Origin of the sequence: Pseudomonas viciae (genome assembly GCF_004786035.1) — a bacterium.
Taxonomy (GTDB): domain Bacteria; phylum Pseudomonadota; class Gammaproteobacteria; order Pseudomonadales; family Pseudomonadaceae; genus Aquipseudomonas; species Aquipseudomonas viciae.
In genome coordinates, this window is record NZ_CP035088.1 from 6,020,233 (window position 1) to 6,040,801 (window position 20,569).

Annotated in this window: 14 protein-coding genes, 4 tRNA genes and 2 rRNA genes; all 20 read right to left on the reverse strand. The window is 55.0% G+C overall.

Annotation, left to right across the window (positions count from 1 at the left end):
* Positions 1-6: 6 nt before the first annotated feature.
* The 20 genes from rpsG to EPZ47_RS26895 all read right to left on the reverse strand — a co-directional run bounded on the left by rpsG (position 7) and on the right by EPZ47_RS26895 (position 20,352).
* Entirely contained in the window at positions 7-477 is a 471-nt protein-coding gene (gene rpsG, locus EPZ47_RS26800; protein ID WP_003186074.1) for a 30S ribosomal protein S7, read from the reverse strand.
* 102 nt (positions 478-579) lie between these two features.
* A complete protein-coding gene (rpsL, locus tag EPZ47_RS26805; protein ID WP_003186084.1) occupies positions 580-951 on the reverse strand; it encodes a 30S ribosomal protein S12 in 372 nt (123 codons plus the stop codon).
* 216 nt (positions 952-1,167) lie between these two features.
* Entirely contained in the window at positions 1,168-5,367 is a 4,200-nt protein-coding gene (gene rpoC / locus EPZ47_RS26810) for a DNA-directed RNA polymerase subunit beta' (RefSeq protein ID WP_123415185.1), read from the reverse strand.
* 64 nt (positions 5,368-5,431) lie between these two features.
* Positions 5,432-9,505 carry a DNA-directed RNA polymerase subunit beta gene (rpoB, locus tag EPZ47_RS26815; protein WP_024619109.1) on the reverse strand — a complete coding sequence of 1,358 codons (4,074 nt, stop codon included), beginning with the start codon at positions 9,503-9,505 and terminating at the stop codon, positions 5,432-5,434.
* 220 nt (positions 9,506-9,725) lie between these two features.
* Positions 9,726-10,091 (reverse strand): 50S ribosomal protein L7/L12, encoded by a 366-nt coding sequence (gene rplL / locus EPZ47_RS26820; protein ID WP_025215758.1) that lies wholly within the window; start codon positions 10,089-10,091, stop codon positions 9,726-9,728.
* A 78-nt stretch (positions 10,092-10,169) separates the two neighbouring features.
* Positions 10,170-10,670, reverse strand: coding sequence for a 50S ribosomal protein L10 (rplJ, locus tag EPZ47_RS26825; RefSeq protein ID WP_135847431.1), 501 nt, complete (start codon positions 10,668-10,670; stop codon positions 10,170-10,172).
* Between the two features lie 198 nt (positions 10,671-10,868).
* Positions 10,869-11,564, reverse strand: a complete 696-nt coding sequence (gene rplA / locus EPZ47_RS26830; protein ID WP_003186095.1) for a 50S ribosomal protein L1 — start codon at positions 11,562-11,564, stop codon at positions 10,869-10,871.
* The gene (gene rplK, locus EPZ47_RS26835; protein ID WP_003176435.1) at positions 11,564-11,995 is read right to left on the reverse strand and encodes a 50S ribosomal protein L11; all 432 of its coding nucleotides are present in this window, start codon (positions 11,993-11,995) and stop codon (positions 11,564-11,566) included. The genes rplA and rplK overlap by 1 nt, the downstream gene beginning before the upstream one ends.
* Before the next feature lie 117 nt (positions 11,996-12,112).
* Positions 12,113-12,646 (reverse strand): transcription termination/antitermination protein NusG, encoded by a 534-nt coding sequence (nusG, locus tag EPZ47_RS26840; RefSeq protein WP_003186097.1) that lies wholly within the window; start codon positions 12,644-12,646, stop codon positions 12,113-12,115.
* A 9-nt stretch (positions 12,647-12,655) separates the two neighbouring features.
* Positions 12,656-13,024 (reverse strand): preprotein translocase subunit SecE, encoded by a 369-nt coding sequence (gene secE / locus EPZ47_RS26845; RefSeq protein ID WP_003186101.1) that lies wholly within the window; start codon positions 13,022-13,024, stop codon positions 12,656-12,658.
* Positions 13,025-13,069: 45 nt separating this feature from the next.
* Positions 13,070-13,145: transfer RNA gene (locus EPZ47_RS26850), tRNA-Trp, on the reverse strand.
* 53 nt (positions 13,146-13,198) lie between these two features.
* A complete protein-coding gene (gene tuf / locus EPZ47_RS26855) occupies positions 13,199-14,392 on the reverse strand; it encodes an elongation factor Tu (protein ID WP_003186103.1) in 1,194 nt (397 codons plus the stop codon).
* An 84-nt stretch (positions 14,393-14,476) separates the two neighbouring features.
* Positions 14,477-14,552: transfer RNA gene (locus EPZ47_RS26860), tRNA-Thr, on the reverse strand.
* A gap of 26 nt (positions 14,553-14,578) precedes the next feature.
* Positions 14,579-14,652, reverse strand: a tRNA-Gly gene (locus EPZ47_RS26865).
* Between the two features lie 24 nt (positions 14,653-14,676).
* Positions 14,677-14,761 (reverse strand) — tRNA-Tyr (locus tag EPZ47_RS26870).
* 143 nt (positions 14,762-14,904) lie between these two features.
* Positions 14,905-15,360: a hypothetical protein gene (locus tag EPZ47_RS26875; protein WP_135847432.1), complete on the reverse strand. Its 456-nt coding sequence runs from the start codon at positions 15,358-15,360 to the stop codon at positions 14,905-14,907.
* 7 nt (positions 15,361-15,367) lie between these two features.
* On the reverse strand, positions 15,368-16,117 hold the full coding sequence (locus EPZ47_RS26880) for a pantothenate kinase (protein ID WP_135847433.1): 750 nt from the start codon (positions 16,115-16,117) through the stop codon (positions 15,368-15,370).
* Positions 16,107-17,063: a bifunctional biotin--[acetyl-CoA-carboxylase] ligase/biotin operon repressor BirA gene (gene birA, locus EPZ47_RS26885; RefSeq protein ID WP_135847434.1), complete on the reverse strand. Its 957-nt coding sequence runs from the start codon at positions 17,061-17,063 to the stop codon at positions 16,107-16,109. The genes EPZ47_RS26880 and birA overlap by 11 nt, the downstream gene beginning before the upstream one ends.
* 133 nt (positions 17,064-17,196) lie before the next feature.
* Positions 17,197-17,312 (reverse strand): 5S ribosomal RNA (gene rrf / locus EPZ47_RS26890).
* Positions 17,313-17,461: 149 nt separating this feature from the next.
* Positions 17,462-20,352, reverse strand: a 23S ribosomal RNA gene (locus EPZ47_RS26895).
* Positions 20,353-20,569: the final 217 nt, after the last annotated feature.

Consider the following 20,569-nt stretch of genomic DNA (forward strand, 5'->3'; position numbering starts at 1 on the left):
CTAAAATTAGAAGCGGTAGTGCGAGAAAGCCTTGTTGGCTTCAGCCATACGGTGCACGTCTTCACGCTTCTTAACTGCAGCACCTTTACCTTCAGCAGCGTCCAACAGTTCGCCAGCCAAACGCAGAGCCATGGACTTCTCACCGCGCTTGCGGGCGAAGTCTACCAACCAGCGCATTGCCAGGGCGTTACGACGGGACGGACGAACTTCGACCGGAACCTGGTAAGTAGCACCGCCTACACGGCGCGACTTCACTTCGACCAGCGGAGCGATGGCGTCGAGAGCTTTCTCGAAGATTTCCAGGGGATCGCTGTTCTTGCGTTCCTTAACTTTGTCCAGTGCGCCATAAACGATACGCTCGGCAACGGCTTTCTTGCCGCTTTCCATTACGTGGTTCATGAACTTGGCGAGAATCTGGCTTCCGTATTTCGGATCGTCCAGAATCTCACGTTTGGCTGCTACGCGACGTCTTGGCATTGATAAGCCCTCAAACGGTCTTCAGGTTAGCCCGGGACAGCTATTGCGTGCCCGACCTTACTCTTATCGACTCAATAAAATGAAAAACTGTAAAACGGCCGATTATTTCGGACGCTTGGTACCGTACTTCGAACGACCCTGGTTACGACCTTTAACGCCGGAAGTATCCAAAGAACCGCGAACGGTGTGGTAACGAACACCTGGCAAGTCTTTTACACGACCGCCGCGGATCAGTACCACGCTGTGCTCCTGCAGGTTGTGGCCTTCACCGCCGATGTACGAGGAAACCTCGAAACCGTTGGTCAGACGCACACGGCATACTTTACGCAGTGCCGAGTTAGGTTTTTTCGGCGTGGTGGTATACACACGGGTGCATACGCCACGACGTTGCGGGCAGTTCTGCAGCGCAGGCACGTCGGATTTCTCGACGATACGCTTACGCGGCTGACGTACCAGCTGGTTGATAGTTGCCATCTACTAGCTCCACTGTTGTCTTGCGACGCTATTGTCTTACAAGAAAAGCAAAATGGCAGGAACGAATTCCCGCCAAATTTAGGGGATCAAGAGTCTAAAGAGGATCTTGCTCCCAGTCAAGGCAAGGCCCCGACCTCCCCGCCCGCCGGATCTCGACAATTTGTCTCGATCCGGCGGGCGGGACGACCAGGGCCAGGCACTCAATTGCTACAGAACTCAGTTACCGCTCGAGTTCAGTGCTTCGGTCAGTGCAGCTTCCACTTCACTGGCGCTTACGCGCAACGGCTTGTCTGCATCACGGCGGCGTTTGCGCTCGCTGTGATAGGCCAAACCGGTACCGGCCGGGATCAGACGACCCACGACCACGTTTTCTTTCAGGCCGCGCAGGTAATCGCGCTTGCCGGTTACCGCCGCTTCGGTCAGTACGCGGGTGGTTTCCTGGAAGGAAGCCGCCGAGATGAACGATTCGGTGGACAACGACGCCTTGGTGATACCCAGCAGCACGCGAGTGAACTTGGATACGAACTTGTCGTCCGCAGCCAGGCGCTCGTTTTCTACCAGTACGTGAGTCAGTTCCATCTGGTCGCCCTTGATGAAACTCGAATCGCCGGATTCAGCGATTTCAACTTTACGCAGCATCTGACGCAGGATGGTCTCGATGTGCTTGTCGTTGATCTTCACGCCTTGCAGACGATAAACGTCCTGGATCTCGTTCACGATGTACTTGGCCAGCGCACTCACACCCAGCAGACGCAGGATGTCGTGTGGATCGCTCGGACCGTCGGAGATAACTTCGCCGCGGTTTACCTGTTCGCCTTCGAAGACGTTCAGGTGACGCCACTTCGGAATCAGCTCTTCGTACGGATCGCTACCGTCGTTCGGCGTGATGACCAGACGGCGCTTGCCTTTGGTCTCTTTACCGAACGCGATGGTGCCGCTGACTTCAGCCAGAATCGAGGCTTCTTTCGGACGACGGGCTTCGAACAAGTCGGCAACACGCGGCAGACCACCGGTGATGTCGCGGGTTTTCGAAGTTTCCTGCGGGATACGAGCGATAACATCACCGATCGCGATCCGCGCACCATCCGCAACACCGACCAGGGCGTTGGCTGGCAGGAAGTACTGAGCGATTACGTCAGTGCCTGGCAGCAACAGATCCTTGCCGTTGTCGTCGACCATCTTCACGGCCGGACGGATGTCCTTGCCAGCAGCTGGACGATCTTTCGCGTCAAGTACTTCAATGTTGGTCATACCGGTCAATTCGTCAGTCTGACGCTTGATCGTGATGCCTTCTTCCATGCCCACGTAGGTCACGGTACCTTTCATTTCGGTCACGATCGGGTGGGTGTGCGGATCCCACTTGGCCACGATAGCACCAGCGTCGACCTTGTCACCTTCCTTGACCGAAATCACAGCACCGTACGGCAGCTTGTAGCGCTCGCGCTCGCGACCGAAGTCGTCAGCGATCGCCAGCTCACCGGAACGGGATACAGCCACCAGGTGACCGTCCACGCGCTCTACGTGCTTGAGGTTGTGCAGACGGACAGTACCGCCATTCTTCACCTGAACGCTATCAGCTGCGGAGGTCCGGCTTGCCGCACCACCGATGTGGAACGTACGCATCGTCAGCTGGGTACCCGGCTCACCGATGGACTGGGCAGCGATAACGCCGACCGCTTCACCGATGTTCACCTGGTGACCACGAGCCAGGTCGCGACCGTAGCACTTGGCGCAGATGCCGTAGCGGGTTTCGCAGCTGATCGGCGAACGTACGATCACTTCGTCGATGCTGTTGAGCTCGATGAACTCGACCCACTTCTCGTCAACCAAGGTGCCGGCAGGAACGATTACGTCCTCGGTACCCGGCTTGAATACGTCACGGGCGATGACACGACCCAATACGCGTTCACCCAGCGGCTCTACAACGTCACCGCCTTCAATGTGCGGAGTCATTACCAAGCCGTGTTCGGTGCCGCAATCGATCTCGGTCACGACCAGATCCTGCGCAACGTCTACCAGACGACGAGTCAGGTAACCGGAGTTCGCCGTTTTCAACGCGGTATCCGCAAGACCCTTACGAGCACCGTGAGTGGAGATGAAGTACTGGAGTACGCTCAAACCTTCACGGAAGTTCGCGGTGATCGGGGTCTCGATGATGGAGCCGTCCGGCTTGGCCATCAGGCCACGCATACCGGCGAGCTGACGGATCTGCGCAGCAGAACCCCGTGCGCCCGAGTCGGCCATCATGTACATCGAGTTGAACGATTCCTGGTCGACTTCGTTGCCATGACGGTCGATGACTTTCTCTTTCGAGAGGTTGGCCATCATCGCCTTGGATACTTCGTCGTTCGCCTTGGACCAGAGGTCGATGACCTTGTTGTACTTCTCGCCCTGGGTTACCAGGCCGGAGGCGTACTGGCTTTCGATCTCTTTCACTTCTTCGGTAGCAGCACCGATGATGCGGGCTTTTTCGTCCGGGATAACGAAGTCGTTAACACCGATGGAAACGCCGGAAATGGTCGAATAGGCAAAACCGGTGTACATCAACTGGTCAGCGAAGATCACGGTCTCTTTCAGACCAACCACGCGGTAGCATTGGTTGATCAGCTTGGAGATCGCCTTTTTCTTCATCGGCAGGTTGACGACGTCGAAGGACAAGCCTTTTGGCACAACCTGGAACAACAGCGCACGGCCGACGGTGGTGTCGACGATACGGGTGTTGGTCACGCTGCCGCCATCACGATCGTTCACGGTTTCGTTGATCCGCACTTTGACCTTGGCGTGCAGTGCGGCTTCGCCGGCACGGAACACACGGTCAACTTCCTGCAGATCCGCGAACACACGACCTTCGCCCTTGGCGTTGATCGCTTCACGAGTCATGTAGTACAGACCCAATACAACGTCCTGCGACGGAACGATGATTGGCTCACCGTTGGCTGGCGACAGGATGTTGTTGGTCGACATCATCAGCGCACGCGCTTCGAGCTGGGCTTCCAGCGTCAGCGGTACGTGCACGGCCATTTGGTCGCCGTCGAAGTCGGCGTTGTACGCAGCACAGACCAGAGGGTGCAGCTGGATGGCCTTACCTTCGATCAGTACCGGTTCAAACGCCTGGATACCCAGACGGTGAAGGGTCGGTGCACGGTTGAGCAGCACTGGGTGTTCGCGAATCACTTCGGCGAGAACGTCCCAAACCTCTGGCAGCTCGCGCTCGACCATCTTCTTGGCGGCTTTGATGGTGGTCGCGAGACCACGCATTTCCAGCTTGCCGAAAATGAACGGTTTGAACAGCTCCAGAGCCATTTTCTTAGGCAGACCGCACTGGTGCAGACGCAGGGTCGGGCCTACGGTAATTACCGAACGACCGGAGTAGTCAACACGCTTACCGAGCAAGTTCTGACGGAAACGACCCTGCTTACCCTTGATCATGTCAGCCAGGGATTTCAGAGGACGCTTGTTGGAACCGGTGATAGCACGGCCACGACGACCGTTGTCGAGCAGCGCGTCGACAGCTTCCTGCAACATACGCTTTTCGTTGCGCACGATGATGTCCGGAGCGGACAGATCAAGCAGGCGCTTCAAGCGGTTGTTACGGTTGATCACTCGACGATACAGATCGTTGAGGTCGGAAGTCGCGAAACGACCGCCATCGAGCGGAACCAGTGGACGCAGGTCTGGCGGCAGAACCGGCAGAACGGTCAGCACCATCCACTCTGGCAGGTTGCCGGAACCCTGGAAGGCTTCCATCAACTTCAGACGCTTGGACAGCTTCTTGATCTTGGTTTCGGAGTTGGTTTGCGGAATTTCTTCGCGCAGGCGGCCAATCTCGTGCTCCAGGTCGATAGCGTGCAGCAGTTCGCGGACAGCTTCGGCACCCATGCGGGCATCGAAATCGTCGCCGAACTCTTCCAGCGCTTCGAAGTACTGCTCGTCGTTGAGCAGCTGACCTTTTTCAAGGGTGGTCATGCCCGGGTCGATAACGACATAGCTCTCGAAGTAGAGAACGCGCTCGATATCACGCAGGGTCATGTCCATCAGCAGGCCGATACGGGACGGCAGCGATTTCAGGAACCAGATGTGGGCAACCGGCGAGGCCAGTTCGATGTGTGCCATGCGCTCACGACGAACTTTTGCCAGCGCAACTTCAACGCCGCACTTCTCGCAGATCACACCACGGTGCTTCAAGCGCTTGTACTTACCGCACAGGCACTCGTAATCCTTCACCGGGCCAAAGATCTTGGCGCAGAACAGGCCGTCACGCTCAGGTTTGAACGTACGGTAGTTGATGGTTTCCGGCTTTTTAACTTCACCGAACGACCACGAACGGATCATCTCAGGCGAGGCCAATCCAATACGGATGGCGTCGAACTCTTCGACTTGACCCTGGTTTTTCAGCAAATTCAGTAGGTCTTTCAAGGCCTTTCCTCCTGGCGGAGCAGAGAGCGGGCAAAACAGCCCCGCTCTCGATTCGCGTCACGTGTTATTCGGTTTCCAGATCGATATCGATGCCGAGGGAACGAATTTCCTTGATCAACACGTTGAAAGACTCGGGCATGCCCGGCTCCATACGGTGATCGCCGTCCACGATGTTTTTGTACATCTTGGTCCGGCCGTTCACATCGTCCGACTTCACTGTGAGCATTTCTTGCAGAGTGTATGCAGCACCGTACGCTTCCAGTGCCCAGACCTCCATCTCCCCGAAACGCTGACCACCGAACTGCGCCTTACCACCCAGCGGCTGCTGGGTAACCAGGCTGTAAGAACCGGTAGAACGAGCGTGCATCTTGTCGTCCACCAAGTGGTTCAGCTTCAGCATGTACATGTAGCCAACGGTAACCGGGCGCTCGAACTTGTTGCCGGTACGGCCGTCGAACAGCTGCATCTGGCCACTTTCTGGCAGGTCTGCCAGTTTCAGCATGGCCTTGATTTCGCTTTCCTTGGCACCGTCGAACACCGGAGTAGCCATTGGAACGCCGCCGCGCAGGTTCTTCGCCAAGTCCAGGATTTCCTGGTCGGTGAAGGTGTCCAGCTCTTCGTTGCGCCCGCCGATCTCGTTGTAGATCTCGTGCAGGAACTTACGCAGGTCAGCGACCTTGCGCTGCTCTTCGATCATACGGTTGATCTTCTCGCCCAGACCTTTGGCCGCGAGGCCCAGGTGGGTTTCAAGGATCTGACCAACGTTCATACGCGAAGGTACGCCCAACGGGTTGAGGACCACATCGACCGGGGTGCCATTGGCATCGTGCGGCATGTCTTCAACCGGCATGATCACGGAGACCACACCCTTGTTACCGTGACGACCGGCCATCTTGTCGCCCGGCTGGATGCGACGACGGATTGCCAGGTAAACCTTGACGATTTTCAGCACGCCCGGAGCCAGGTCATCGCCCTGCTGCAGCTTGCGCTTCTTGTCTTCGAACTTGTCGTCCAGCAGACGGCGGCGATCAACGATATAGGCCTGGGCCTTCTCGAGCTGCTCGTTCAGAGCATCTTCAGCCATGCGCAGTTTGAACCACTGGCCGTGCTCAAGACCGTCGAGAACTTCGTCGGTGATTTCCTGACCTTTCTTCAGGCCGGCGCCGCCTTCGGCTTTGTGGCCGACCAGAGCGGAGCGCAGACGCTCGAAAGTTGCGCCTTCAACGATACGGAACTCTTCGTTCAGGTCCTTGCGGATCTCGTCGAGTTGAGTCTTCTCGATGGACAGTGCACGAGCATCACGCTCAACGCCGTCACGGGTGAAGACCTGTACGTCGATGACGGTACCCTTGGTGCCGGTAGGCACGCGCAGGGAGGTGTCTTTAACGTCGCTGGCTTTTTCACCGAAGATGGCACGCAGCAGTTTCTCTTCCGGAGTCAGCTGGGTCTCGCCTTTCGGAGTGACCTTACCGACCAGGATGTCGCCTGCGCCTACTTCAGCACCTACGTAAACGATACCGGCTTCGTCCAGCTTGTTCAGTGCAGCCTCACCCACGTTCGGGATGTCTGCAGTGATTTCCTCTGGGCCAAGCTTGGTGTCACGAGCCACACAGGTCAGTTCCTGGATGTGGATCGTGGTGAAGCGATCTTCCTGAACAACACGCTCGGACAGGCAGATGGAGTCTTCGAAGTTGAAGCCGTTCCATGCCATGAACGCGATGCGCATGTTCTGACCCAGTGCCAGCTCACCCATATCGGTGGACGGACCATCGGCCATGATGTCGCTACGCTGAACCCGATCACCCTTGCTCACCAGCGGACGCTGGTTGATGCAGGTGTTCTGGTTGGAGCGGGTGTATTTGGTAAGGTTGTAGATGTCGACACCGGCTTCGCCCGTTTCAACTTCGTCATCGGCAACACGAACCACGATACGGCTGGCATCAACGGAGTCGATCACGCCACCACGACGAGCCACGACGCAAACGCCGGAGTCACGGGCTACGTTTCGCTCCATGCCGGTACCTACCAGCGGCTTGTCGGCGCGCAGGGTTGGTACAGCTTGACGCTGCATGTTCGAACCCATCAACGCACGGTTGGCGTCGTCATGCTCGAGGAACGGGATCAGCGACGCTGCAACCGAAACGACCTGCTTCGGCGACACGTCCATCAAGGTGACGTCTTCCGGCGCCTTGACGGTGAACTCGTTCAGGTGACGAACAGCTACCAGCTCGTCGATCAGGACTTTCTTGTCGTTCATCGTGGCCGAAGCCTGAGCGATCACGTGATCGGCTTCTTCGATGGCGGACAGGAATACGATCTCGTCAGTGACCAGGGCGTCTTTCACCACACGGTATGGGCTCTCGAGGAAGCCATACTGGTTGGTGCGCGCATAGGCGGCCAAGGAGTTGATCAGACCGATGTTAGGACCTTCCGGCGTTTCAATCGGGCATACACGACCGTAGTGAGTCGGGTGTACGTCACGAACTTCGAAGCCTGCGCGCTCACGGGTCAAACCACCCGGGCCGAGTGCAGAGACACGACGCTTGTGGGTGATCTCGGACAGCGGGTTGTTCTGGTCCATGAACTGAGACAGCTGGCTCGAACCGAAGAACTCCTTCACCGCCGCAGCCACTGGCTTGGCGTTGATCAAGTCTTGCGGCATCAGGCCTTCGCTTTCAGCCATCGACAGACGTTCCTTGACCGCGCGCTCTACACGCACCAGGCCAACACGGAACTGGTTCTCGGCCATTTCGCCTACACAGCGAACACGACGGTTACCCAGGTGGTCGATGTCATCGACGATGCCTTTGCCGTTACGGATGTCGACCAGAGTCTTGAGCACCGCAACGATGTCGTCTTTATTCAACACGCCCGAACCTTCGATCTCGGTACGACCGATACGACGGTTGAACTTCATCCGGCCGACCGCAGACAGGTCGTAGCGCTCAGGGCTGAAGAACAGGTTGTTGAACAGAGTCTCGGCTGCATCCTTGGTTGGCGGCTCGCCAGGACGCATCATGCGATAGATCTCGACCAAGGCTTCCAGTTGGTTGCCAGTGGAGTCGATCTTCAGCGTGTCGGAGATAAACGGACCGCAGTCGATATCGTTGGTGTACAGAGTCTCGATGCGAACAACCTGGGCCTTGGCGATTTTTGCCAGGATCTCGGTGTTCAGCTCGGTGTTGCACTCTGCCAGGATTTCGCCGGTGGCCGGATGCACGATGACCTTGGCGGTGGTGCGACCCAGGACGTAGTCCAGAGGCACCTGCAGCTCTTTGATCCCGGCTTTTTCCAGCTGGTTGATGTGGCGAGCGGTAATACGACGACCCTGCTCGACAATAACCTTGCCCTTGTCATCCTGGATATCGAGGACAGCGATTTCACCGCGCAGACGCTGAGGCACCAGCTCCAGGCTGAGGTTTTCACCCTGCACGTGGAAAACGTTGGTGGTGTAGAACGCGTCCAATACTTCTTCAGTGGTATAACCGAGCGCGCGCAGCAGTACCGATGCAGGCAGCTTGCGACGACGGTCGATACGCACGAATACGCAGTCTTTCGGATCGAACTCGAAGTCCAACCACGAACCGCGGTAAGGAATGATGCGCGCGGAGTAAAGCAGTTTGCCGGAGCTGTGCGTTTTGCCACGGTCGTGGTCGAAGAACACGCCCGGAGAACGGTGCAGCTGGGAAACGATTACACGCTCGGTACCGTTGATTACGAAGGTACCGTTCTCAGTCATCAGGGGGATTTCACCCATGTAGACTTCTTGCTCTTTGATGTCCTTGATCGCTTTGTTCGACGATTCTTTGTCGAAAATGATCAGGCGCACTTTTACCCGCAAAGGTACGGCGTAAGTTACACCGCGCAATACGCATTCTTTGACATCAAATGCCGGCTCGCCCAGGCGATAACCGACGTACTCCAGCGCAGCATTGCCGGAGTAGCTGATGATCGGGAAAACGGATTTGAAGGCCGCATGCAGGCCCACGTCGCGGAACTGATCTTTAGTCGCTCCCGCTTGCAAGAATTCACGATACGAATCCAGCTGGATGGCCAGGAGGTACGGCACATCCATGACGTCCGGCAACTTGCTAAAGTCCTTGCGGATACGTTTTTTCTCAGTATATGAGTAAGCCATCAGCGTTCCCCAGCTTGGTCACCTGCTTGTTTGGCCCCTCCCGACGGGAGCAGCCAGAAAATCGTGCAAACCCCATGGTTTGCGCCACCACATCGGGTGGTTACAGCCCGCTATCAGCACCGACCCAGTCGGCTGCCAGTAACGGAAAAAGGCCGGTGGCAAGAGCCACCAGCCATCAGCCTGTCGCTTAACGCTCGGGCTGGAGACGCAAAGTCGATGCTTACTTCAGCTCGACTTTAGCGCCTGCTTCTTCCAGAGTTGCTTTGGCTTTGTCAGCTGCGTCTTTCGAAACAGCTTCCAGAACCATGGCAGGAGCGCCGTCAACTACAGCCTTGGCTTCTTTCAGGCCCAGACCGGTCAGTTCACGTACTGCCTTGATCACGTTAACTTTCTTCTCGCCAGCTTCGGTCAGCATGACGTTGAATTCGGTTTGCTCTTCAACAACGGCGGCAGCAGCAGCTGGACCAGCGGAAGCAGCGGCAGCAGAAACACCGAATTTTTCTTCGAAAGCTTTGATCAGCTCAACAACCTGCAGAACGGACATTTCAGCTACGGCGTTGAGGATATCGTCTTGAGAGATAGACATGACTCTAATTCCTAAATTGGGGGACGGCCTACGCGGCCATCGAAATAAACAAAAAAGCGCGAGAGAAAATGCTCAGCCTTAGGCTGCGGCAGCTTCTTTTTGCTCGCGAACTGCAGCCAGAATACGAGCCAGCTTGCTGGTAGCGCCTTGAATCACGCTCATCAGCTGCGAAATGGCTTCGTCGCGGGTCGGCAGTGTTGCCAGTACATCGATCTGATTAGCTGCGAGGAACTTGCCCTCGAACGCAGCTGCCTTGATCTCGAACTTGTCCTGACCCTTGGCGAATTCCTTGAACAAACGGGCAGCAGCGCCTGGATGATCCTTGGAGAACGCGATCAGGGTCGGGCCGGTGAACACGTCGTTGAGAACACTGTATTCAGTGCCAGCAACGGCGCGCTTGAGCAGGGTGTTACGTACGACACGTACATAAACGCCAGCTTCACGAGCCTCTTTACGGAGTCCGGTCATTGCGCCTACTGTTACGCCACGGGCATCAGCCACGACAGCGGACAGAGCGACTTTGGCAGCCTCGTTGACTTCAGCGACGATGGCCTTCTTGTCTTCGAGATTAATTGCCACGGGTTTAACTCCTGCTTGTTACCGTTTCATCCGGTCGAAACCGAATGTCGTTTTGGTGTCTGATTCGGTAAGGAACCGGGAGCACCATCTGCGTAGGCTTGTGGTTTAAGACTTGCGTCGCCTACGGTCTTGGACAGCCCCCGCCAGGCAGGGACCCCAATTTTTCGATTGGCGCAATCGCTTGCGCCAACCTGAGTCTTACGCGTCGAGCGAGCTCTGGTCGATAACCAGACCTGGGCCCATGGTGGTGCTCAGGGTAACGCGCTTGACGTAGATGCCTTTCGAAGAAGCTGGCTTGATACGCTTCAGATCAGCGATCAGGGCTTCAACGTTTTCCTTCAGCTTGACGGCGTCGAAGCCAATCTTGCCAACGGAGGTGTGAATGATGCCGTTTTTGTCGGTGCGATAACGAACCTGACCTGCCTTGGCGTTTTTAACCGCGGTGGCTACGTCTGGCGTTACGGTGCCGACTTTAGGGTTAGGCATCAGACCACGTGGACCGAGGATCTGACCCAACTGACCTACAACGCGCATGGCATCAGGAGATGCGATCACTACGTCATAGTTCAGGTCGCCGCCTTTCATTTCAGCAGCCAGATCGTCCATGCCTACGCGATCAGCGCCCGCAGCCAGAGCAGCTTCAGCTGCTGGGCCCTGGGTGAAAACAGCAACACGAACGGTCTTGCCAGTGCCGTGTGGCAGCACAGTAGCGCTACGAACGACCTGGTCGGATTTACGCGGGTCAACGCCCAGGTTCACAGCAACGTCGAACGACTCGCTGAACTTGACAGTCGACAGCTCAGCCAGCAGAGCGGCGGCGTCTACAAAGTTGTAGGCCTTGCCTGCTTCGATTTTGCCGGCGATAGCCTTTTGACGCTTGGTCAGCTTAGCCATTACACACCCTCCACGTTAAGGCCCATGCTACGAGCAGAACCGGCGATAGTACGCACGGCTGCATCCATATCAGCTGCAGTCAGATCCGCGTTTTTGGTTTTCGCGATTTCTTCCAGCTGAGCACGGGTAACGGTGCCAACCTTAACGGTGTTTGGACGAGCGGAACCGCTGGTCAAACCTGCAGCCTTCTTCAGCAGAACCGAAGCAGGGGTGCTTTTTGTTTCGAAAGTGAAGCTACGGTCGCTGTAGACAGTGATGATCACTGGAGTCGGCAGACCTGGCTCAAGACCCTGGGTACGGGCGTTGAAGGCCTTGCAGAATTCCATGATGTTCACGCCGTGCTGACCCAGAGCAGGACCAACAGGTGGACTTGGGTTAGCCTGAGCGGCCTTCACTTGCAGCTTGATGTAAGCGGTAATTTTCTTGGCCATGAGGCACTCCAATTACGGGTTCGAACGCCTCGAAAGGCTCCCCGGTTACTTGCGCGTTTATCCCAGTGACGACAAAACCCCACAGCCTAGGGCTGCGGGGTTGGGATGCCTGTTCAATCAGACCTTTTCGACCTGGCTGAACTCTAGCTCTACCGGAGTAGAGCGACCGAAAATGAGCACTGCCACTTGGATCCGGCTCTTTTCGTAGTTAACTTCTTCAACCGTGCCATTAAAGTCGGCGAATGGACCATCAGTGACGCGTACAACCTCACCTGGTTCAAACAACGTCTTCGGCTTAGGCTTGTCGCTACCATCAGCGACCCGACGCAGAATCGCTTCCGCCTCTTTATCTGTAATCGGTGCTGGCTTATCAGCGGTTCCGCCAATGAAGCCCATCACCCGAGGGGTATCCTTGACCAAGTGCCAAGTCCCTTCGTTCATATCCATCTGTACCAGCACATAGCCTGGAAAGAACTTGCGTTCACTTTTGCGCTTCTGGCCATTACGCATCTCAACCACTTCTTCAGTGGGGACCAGAATCTCGCCAAAGCCATCTTCCATGCCAGCCAGCTTGACGCGCTCTACCAGCGAGCGCATAACATGCTTCTCGTAACCCGAGTAAGCATGCACAACGTACCAACGCTTAGCCACGGGACACCCTTAGCCAACAATCAAGGAAACAAGCCAGCCGAGCAGGGAATCAAGCCCCCACAACAGCAACGCCATTACCAGAACAACAGCCACAACGATCAACGTGGTCTGCGTGGTTTCTTGGCGAGTCGGCCATACGACTTTACGAATCTCGGTGCGAGCTTCCTTAGCGAGTACAAAGAAAGACTTACCCTTGGCTGTTTGCAGACCTACGAAGGCAGCAACAGCAGCAATGGCGAGCAATGCAAGTACGCGGTACAGGATCGGCGAAGCAGAGTAATACTGATTGCCAACAACGCCAACAACCACCAAAGCGACTACCACTAGCCACTTGAGCAGATCGAAGCGAGAGCCTTGAGCTTCAGCTTTAGGAGTCATCTATGAAGATCCTGTGAAAAGAAAGCCAGACACACCGAGTGAATCTGGCAGGTCAGGAGGGAATCGAACCCCCAACCTACGGTTTTGGAGACCGTCGCTCTGCCAATTGAGCTACTGACCTAAAACAAAATCAGGCCGACCATTATGCCGGCCTGAAAAAGACATTACAACTGTTTACTCGATGACTTTGGCTACGACACCAGCGCCGACGGTACGACCGCCTTCACGAATAGCGAAACGCAGGCCATCTTCCATCGCAATGGTCTTGATCAAAGTGACAGTCATCTGAATGTTGTCACCCGGCATTACCATTTCAACACCTTCTGGCAACTCGCAGTTACCGGTCACGTCAGTGGTCCGGAAGTAGAACTGTGGACGATAGCCCTTGAAGAACGGCGTATGACGACCACCTTCCTCCTTGCTCAGAACATAAACCTCTGCAGTGAACTTGGTGTGCGGCTTGACAGTACCTGGCTTGACCAGAACCTGGCCACGCTCAACATCGTCACGCTTGGTGCCGCGCAGTAACACACCGCAGTTCTCACCTGCACGACCTTCGTCGAGCAGCTTGCGGAACATTTCAACGCCGGTACAGGTAGTTTTCTGAGTGTCGCGCAAACCGACGATCTCAACTTCTTCCTGGATACGGACAATGCCACGCTCAACACGACCAGTCACAACAGTACCGCGACCGGAGATCGAGAATACGTCTTCGATTGGCATCAGGAACGGCTTGTCGATAGCACGCTCAGGCTCTGGAATGTAGCTATCCAGAGTTTCCACCAGCTTCTTGACAGCAGTGGTACCCATCTCATTGTCATCTTGGCCATTCAAAGCCATCAAAGCCGAACCGATGATGATTGGAGTGTCATCACCTGGGAAATCGTAAGTGCTCAGCAGATCGCGCACTTCCATCTCAACCAGCTCCAGCAGCTCAGCGTCGTCAACCATGTCAGCCTTGTTCAGGAAGACAACGATGTACGGAACACCTACCTGACGGGACAGCAGGATGTGCTCACGAGTTTGCGGCATCGGACCATCAGCAGCCGAGCAAACCAGGATCGCGCCGTCCATCTGGGCAGCACCGGTGATCATGTTCTTCACATAGTCAGCGTGACCTGGGCAATCAACGTGCGCGTAGTGACGCACAGCCGAATCGTATTCAACGTGAGCAGTATTGATGGTGATACCGCGTGCTTTCTCTTCCGGGGCGCTGTCGATCTTGTCGAAGTCAACCTTGGCCGAACCGAATACCTCGGAGCAGACGCGGGTCAGAGCTGCAGTCAGCGTAGTTTTACCGTGATCGACGTGACCAATGGTACCAACGTTGACGTGCGGCTTATTACGTTCGAACTTTTCCTTAGCCATCGAAATCACCCTCAGGAGAAGAATTTAGCAAGTCACACAAGCCATTAAAACAAAGGCAGATATTTTCATATCTGCCTTGTTATATGGAGCTCTTGAGCGGATTTGAACCGCTGACCTCACCCTTACCAAGGGTGTGCTCTACCAACTGAGCTACAAGAGCGAAACACTTTGCACAATCTGCAAACTTGGAGCGGGTAGCGGGAATCGAACCCGCATCATCAGCTTGGAAGGCTGAGGTTCTACCACTAAACTATACCCGCGGAGCTTGCAGCTCACACTAAAAATGGTGGAGGGGGAAGGATTCGAACCTTCGAAGTCGTAGACGTCAGATTTACAGTCTGATCCCTTTGGCCGCTCGGGAACCCCTCCTAAGCGAGCCGGCATTCTATATTATGCCAGCCTTCTGTCAAGCATTTTCTCATTAAAAACCTGAGGTTAGCTGCGTTGACGGCGCCTCGCATCGTTAACCGCTAAAAGGTCTTCGCTGCGAAGCGGGCGCCATTCTATGCAAACTACTCTGCGGGTGCAACCCCCTCGCAAGGCATTATTTTATGTTTTAACTCATTGAATTCTTTAGAAAGGTTTTGAAGCATCGCTTCATTCACTTTCCCCGCACTATCCCGGGAAACCTGAACCCAAAAACCTCCCGCCTCAAGCGAGTTCGACGCCCCCAACGCAACGGGGCGCACCACAACACCCAAGTTCGCCAGTCGCTGCTCCAGCTGCTTCGCCATTTCCGACCGAGCAAAGCCTCCCAGATAGACACAGGTCTTTTGCACCTCACCGGATTTACCCAAATCGCGCCTCACAAGCGCATCCGCAGTCTCACTCAAGAGATGGATATCCTGTTGCGAGCCACGGTACAAACTTAGCGGCGTAACATCTTTTGCGCGAAGCGGGGCCTCCTGCTGATGCCAGACGTAATAGAAGACATTCAAAACCAGCAATAACAGGAACAGCCACCGCATAGAAACCTCAGGACAAAGGACAGGCCATCGCTAAACCAACAAAAACCAAGTCAGGCACCACCCTGGCACCAGGAACAACCCCGGAAACCAAATCGGCATCTCCCCCAGTGAGAAATACCACGAAATCCTTTCCCCAATATTCCCGGGCCAACTCAAGCTGAGTCAGGACAAATCCCCTGAGCATCAGCATGCAACCACGCTCGACCGCTTCGACGGTCGTGCGGCCAGGAGCCAGGCTCTCATGGGCACGCTCAGCTGCCGTATCGTCATAACGAATTCGTCGAGTATGAGTACGCAACTGATTGCGCATCAGGGGCATACCCGGGCAAATAAATCCCCCGAGATGCCCACCATCAGCACCCACGAAATCCGCAGTGATAGCTGTACCAAAATCGAGCACCAGACATGCCCCCGAAGCGAGATGGAACCCGCCTAGCAGGGCTAACCAGCGATCGAGCCCCAATCGCTCGTAATCCTCATAGCCGTTTCTAACTCCCGCCATTTCCCGAGCAGGCACGGCACGCACCACGGACACTCCAAATACGCTAACCAGCGATGCGACCAACGAATCAGTCTCTGCCTGAGTTCTCACACTAACCAGACGACATTTCTTGAGCTGGAATTTCTCGGCACAACCCAGGCTCGCCAACAGGTCGCCGTCAGAACCGACCACCCCCCCCTCGACCGCCGTAAGACCATCAGACTGAAGGACACGCCACTTGATAAAGCTATTGCCGCAGTCGAGCTCAAGAATCATCACGCAACCTCAAACTGAGCTCACCGCCGCTAAAGATCTTTTCCACGCCATCCACCTTCAAACGAAGTGCACCCTGACGATCAACTCCCATCACAACACCGTCAATTTGATTGACGCCTGCAATCAATGATACAGCCCGCCCCTGCCATAGATGGTATTGCTCCCACTCCAACTGAATCGCGGTAAACCCTGATGCATGATGGAGCCTCAGATACTGCTGAAGCTTTGCCCCCAATCGCACCACCAGCTCATTCCGATCGAAATCCCTGCGCGCCTCGAGACACATGGACGTCCATTGCTGATCAACCTCGTCGGTCGATTGCATATTCACGTTGACTCCCACACCCAGGACAACGTGGCAGACGTCCGCCGGATCCCCTACCAACTCAAGTAAAATGCCAGCGATTTTTTTCTCACCAACCAGGACATCGTTAGGCCATTTCAGACCCGCCTTCGAGACCCCCATATCACGCAAGGCATGCATGACAGCAAGTCCGACAACCAGACTGAGCCCTTCGATCTGTCGCATGCCACCCTCAATGCGCAATACCACGCTGCAATAGAGGTTATCGGCAAACGGACTGACCCACTTGCGACCACGACGACCACGGCCGGCTATCTGTCGCTCGGCCAGCACCATGAATGGGGCCTCCACTCCGCGCTCTATAGAGCGCAGCGCTTCTGCATTAGTGGAGTCGATGGAATCAAATATGTGAACAGGCCACTCACAAAGCCCGCCTGCGCTGATCTCAGCCGCATCTAAAAGCAGCAGAGGCTTAGCCAACTGGTATCCCCTGCCTCGAACCTTATGAACAGACAGCCCCAATTCTGCCTCCAGATGCTGCAGCTGCTTCCATACGGCACTGCGGCTGATACCCAGCGCAACGCCCAGCGCCTGGCCCGAATGAAAGCGACCATCCTTTAGAAGTTTTAGCAACGTGAGCATGCGAACTGCGCCCTGACAATGAGGCCCGCATGATAGCTATGCGTAAGACAGTTGCATAGAAACACAAAATGTCTTTCTCGCGGGCAAAACAAAACCCCTACCTGCATCAGCAGATAGGGGTTTCGGAATTTAATCTTGACGATGACCTACTCTCACATGGGGAAACCCCACACTACCATCGGCGATGCATCGTTTCACTACTGAGTTCGGGATGGGATCAGGTGGTTCCAATGCTCTATGGTCGTCAAGAAATTCGGTAGCCGGTGCGTGCCTTGCGGTCACGTGCCAGCGAATGGGTATGCGATAGTTTGTGTGTTTGCTGCGAACTTTCGGTTCATATCGTCTTCACACACCGCAATCTGGTGCCCTTTCAGGTCAGCAAATTGCTTGGGTGTTATATGGTCAAGCCTCACGGGCAATTAGTACAGGTTAGCTCAACGCCTCACAGCGCTTACACACCCTGCCTATCAACGTCGTAGTCTTCGACGGCCCTTCAGGGGACTCAAGGTCCCAGTGAGATCTCATCTTGAGGCAAGTTTCCCGCTTAGATGCTTTCAGCGGTTATCTTTCCCGAACATAGCTACCCGGCAATGCCACTGGCGTGACAACCGGAACACCAGAGGTTCGTCCACTCCGGTCCTCTCGTACTAGGAGCAGCCCCTCTCAAATCTCAAACGTCCACGGCAGATAGGGACCGAACTGTCTCACGACGTTCTAAACCCAGCTCGCGTACCACTTTAAATGGCGAACAGCCATACCCTTGGGACCGGCTTCAGCCCCAGGATGTGATGAGCCGACATCGAGGTGCCAAACACCGCCGTCGATATGAACTCTTGGGCGGTATCAGCCTGTTATCCCCGGAGTACCTTTTATCCGTTGAGCGATGGCCCTTCCATACAGAACCACCGGATCACTAAGACCTACTTTCGTACCTGCTCGACGTGTCTGTCTCGCAGTCAAGCGCGCTTTTGCCTTTATACTCTACGACCGATTTCCGACCGGTCTGAGCGCACCTTCGTACTCCTCCGTTACTCTTTAGGAGGAGACCGCCCCAGTCAAACTACCCACCATACACTGTCCTCGATCCGGATAACGGACCTGAGTTAGAACCTCAAAGTTGCCAGGGTGGTATTTCAAGGATGGCTCCACGCGAACTGGCGTCCACGCTTCAAAGCCTCCCACCTATCCTACACAAGCAAATTCAAAGTCCAGTGCAAAGCTATAGTAAAGGTTCACGGGGTCTTTCCGTCTAGCCGCGGATACACTGCATCTTCACAGCGATTTCAATTTCACTGAGTCTCGGGTGGAGACAGCGCCGCCATCGTTACGCCATTCGTGCAGGTCGGAACTTACCCGACAAGGAATTTCGCTACCTTAGGACCGTTATAGTTACGGCCGCCGTTTACCGGGGCTTCGATCAAGAGCTTCGCGTTAGCTAACCCCATCAATTAACCTTCCGGCACCGGGCAGGCGTCACACCCTATACGTCCACTTTCGTGTTTGCAGAGTGCTGTGTTTTTAATAAACAGTCGCAGCGGCCTGGTATCTTCGACCGGCGTGGGCTTACGCAGCAAGTGCTTCACCCTCACCGGCGCACCTTCTCCCGAAGTTACGGTGCCATTTTGCCTAGTTCCTTCACCCGAGTTCTCTCAAGCGCCTTGGTATTCTCTACCCAACCACCTGTGTCGGTTTGGGGTACGGTTCCTGGTTACCTGAAGCTTAGAAGCTTTTCTTGGAAGCATGGCATCAACCACTTCGTCACCCAAAGGGTAACTCGTCATCAGCTCTCGGCCTTAAGATCCCGGATTTACCTAAGATCTCAGCCTACCACCTTAAACTTGGACAACCAACGCCAAGCTGGCCTAGCCTTCTCCGTCCCTCCATCGCAATAACCAGAAGTACAGGAATATTAACCTGTTTTCCATCGACTACGCTTTTCAGCCTCGCCTTAGGGACCGACTAACCCTGCGTCGATTAACGTTGCGCAGGAAACCTTGGTCTTTCGGCGTGGGTGTTTTTCACACCCATTGTCGTTACTCATGTCAGCATTCGCACTTCTGATACCTCCAGCAAGCTTCTCAACTCACCTTCACAGGCTTACAGAACGCTCCTCTACCGCATCACTTACGTGATACCCGTAGCTTCGGTGTATGGTTTGAGCCCCGTTACATCTTCCGCGCAGGCCGACTCGACTAGTGAGCTATTACGCTTTCTTTAAAGGGTGGCTGCTTCTAAGCCAACCTCCTAGCTGTCTAAGCCTTCCCACATCGTTTCCCACTTAACCATAACTTTGGGACCTTAGCTGACGGTCTGGGTTGTTTCCCTTTTCACGACGGACGTTAGCACCCGCCGTGTGTCTCCCATGCTCGGCACTTGTAGGTATTCGGAGTTTGCATCGGTTTGGTAAGTCGGGATGACCCCCTAGCCGAAACAGTGCTCTACCCCCTACAGTGATACATGAGGCGCTACCTAAATAGCTTTCGAGGAGAACCAGCTATCTCCGAGCTTGATTAGCCTTTCACTCCGATCCACAGGTCATCCGCTAACTTTTCAACGGTAGTCGGTTCGGTCCTCCAGTTAGTGTTACCCAACCTTCAACCTGCCCATGGATAGATCGCCCGGTTTCGGGTCTATTCCCAGCGACTAGACGCCCTATTAAGACTCGCTTTCGCTACGCCTCCCCTATTCGGTTAAGCTCGCCACTGAAAATAAGTCGCTGACCCATTATACAAAAGGTACGCAGTCACCCAACAAAGTGGGCTCCCACTGCTTGTACGCATACGGTTTCAGGATCTATTTCACTCCCCTCTCCGGGGTTCTTTTCGCCTTTCCCTCACGGTACTAGTTCACTATCGGTCAGTCAGTAGTATTTAGCCTTGGAGGATGGTCCCCCATATTCAGACAAAGTTTCTCGTGCTCCGTCCTACTCGATTTCACTTCTAAGATCCTTTCGCGTACAGGGCTATCACCCACTATGGCCGCACTTTCCAGAGCGTTCCGCTAAAATCAAAGAAGCTTAAGGGCTAGTCCCCGTTCGCTCGCCACTACTAAGGGAATCTCGGTTGATTTCTTTTCCTCAGGGTACTTAGATGTTTCAGTTCCCCTGGTTCGCCTCTTGCACCTATGTATTCAGTACAAGATAACCATCTTATGATGGCTGGGTTCCCCCATTCAGACATCTCCGGATCAAAGTCTGTTTGCCGACTCCCCGAAGCTTTTCGCAGGCTACCACGTCTTTCATCGCCTCTGACTGCCAAGGCATCCACCGTATGCGCTTCTTCACTTGACCATATAACCCCAAGCAATCTGGTTATACTGTGAAGACGACATTCGCCGAAAATTCGCATGCTCAAAGAGCAACTCACAAATTTTACCTTAGCCTGATCCGTTACCAGTGAAAGTAACGTCCAGTCTATCTTTCTATCACATACCCAAATTTTTAAAGAACGAACTAGTCAAAGACTAGAAATCAACATTCACCATCGAACCGATGGAATGCTCATTTC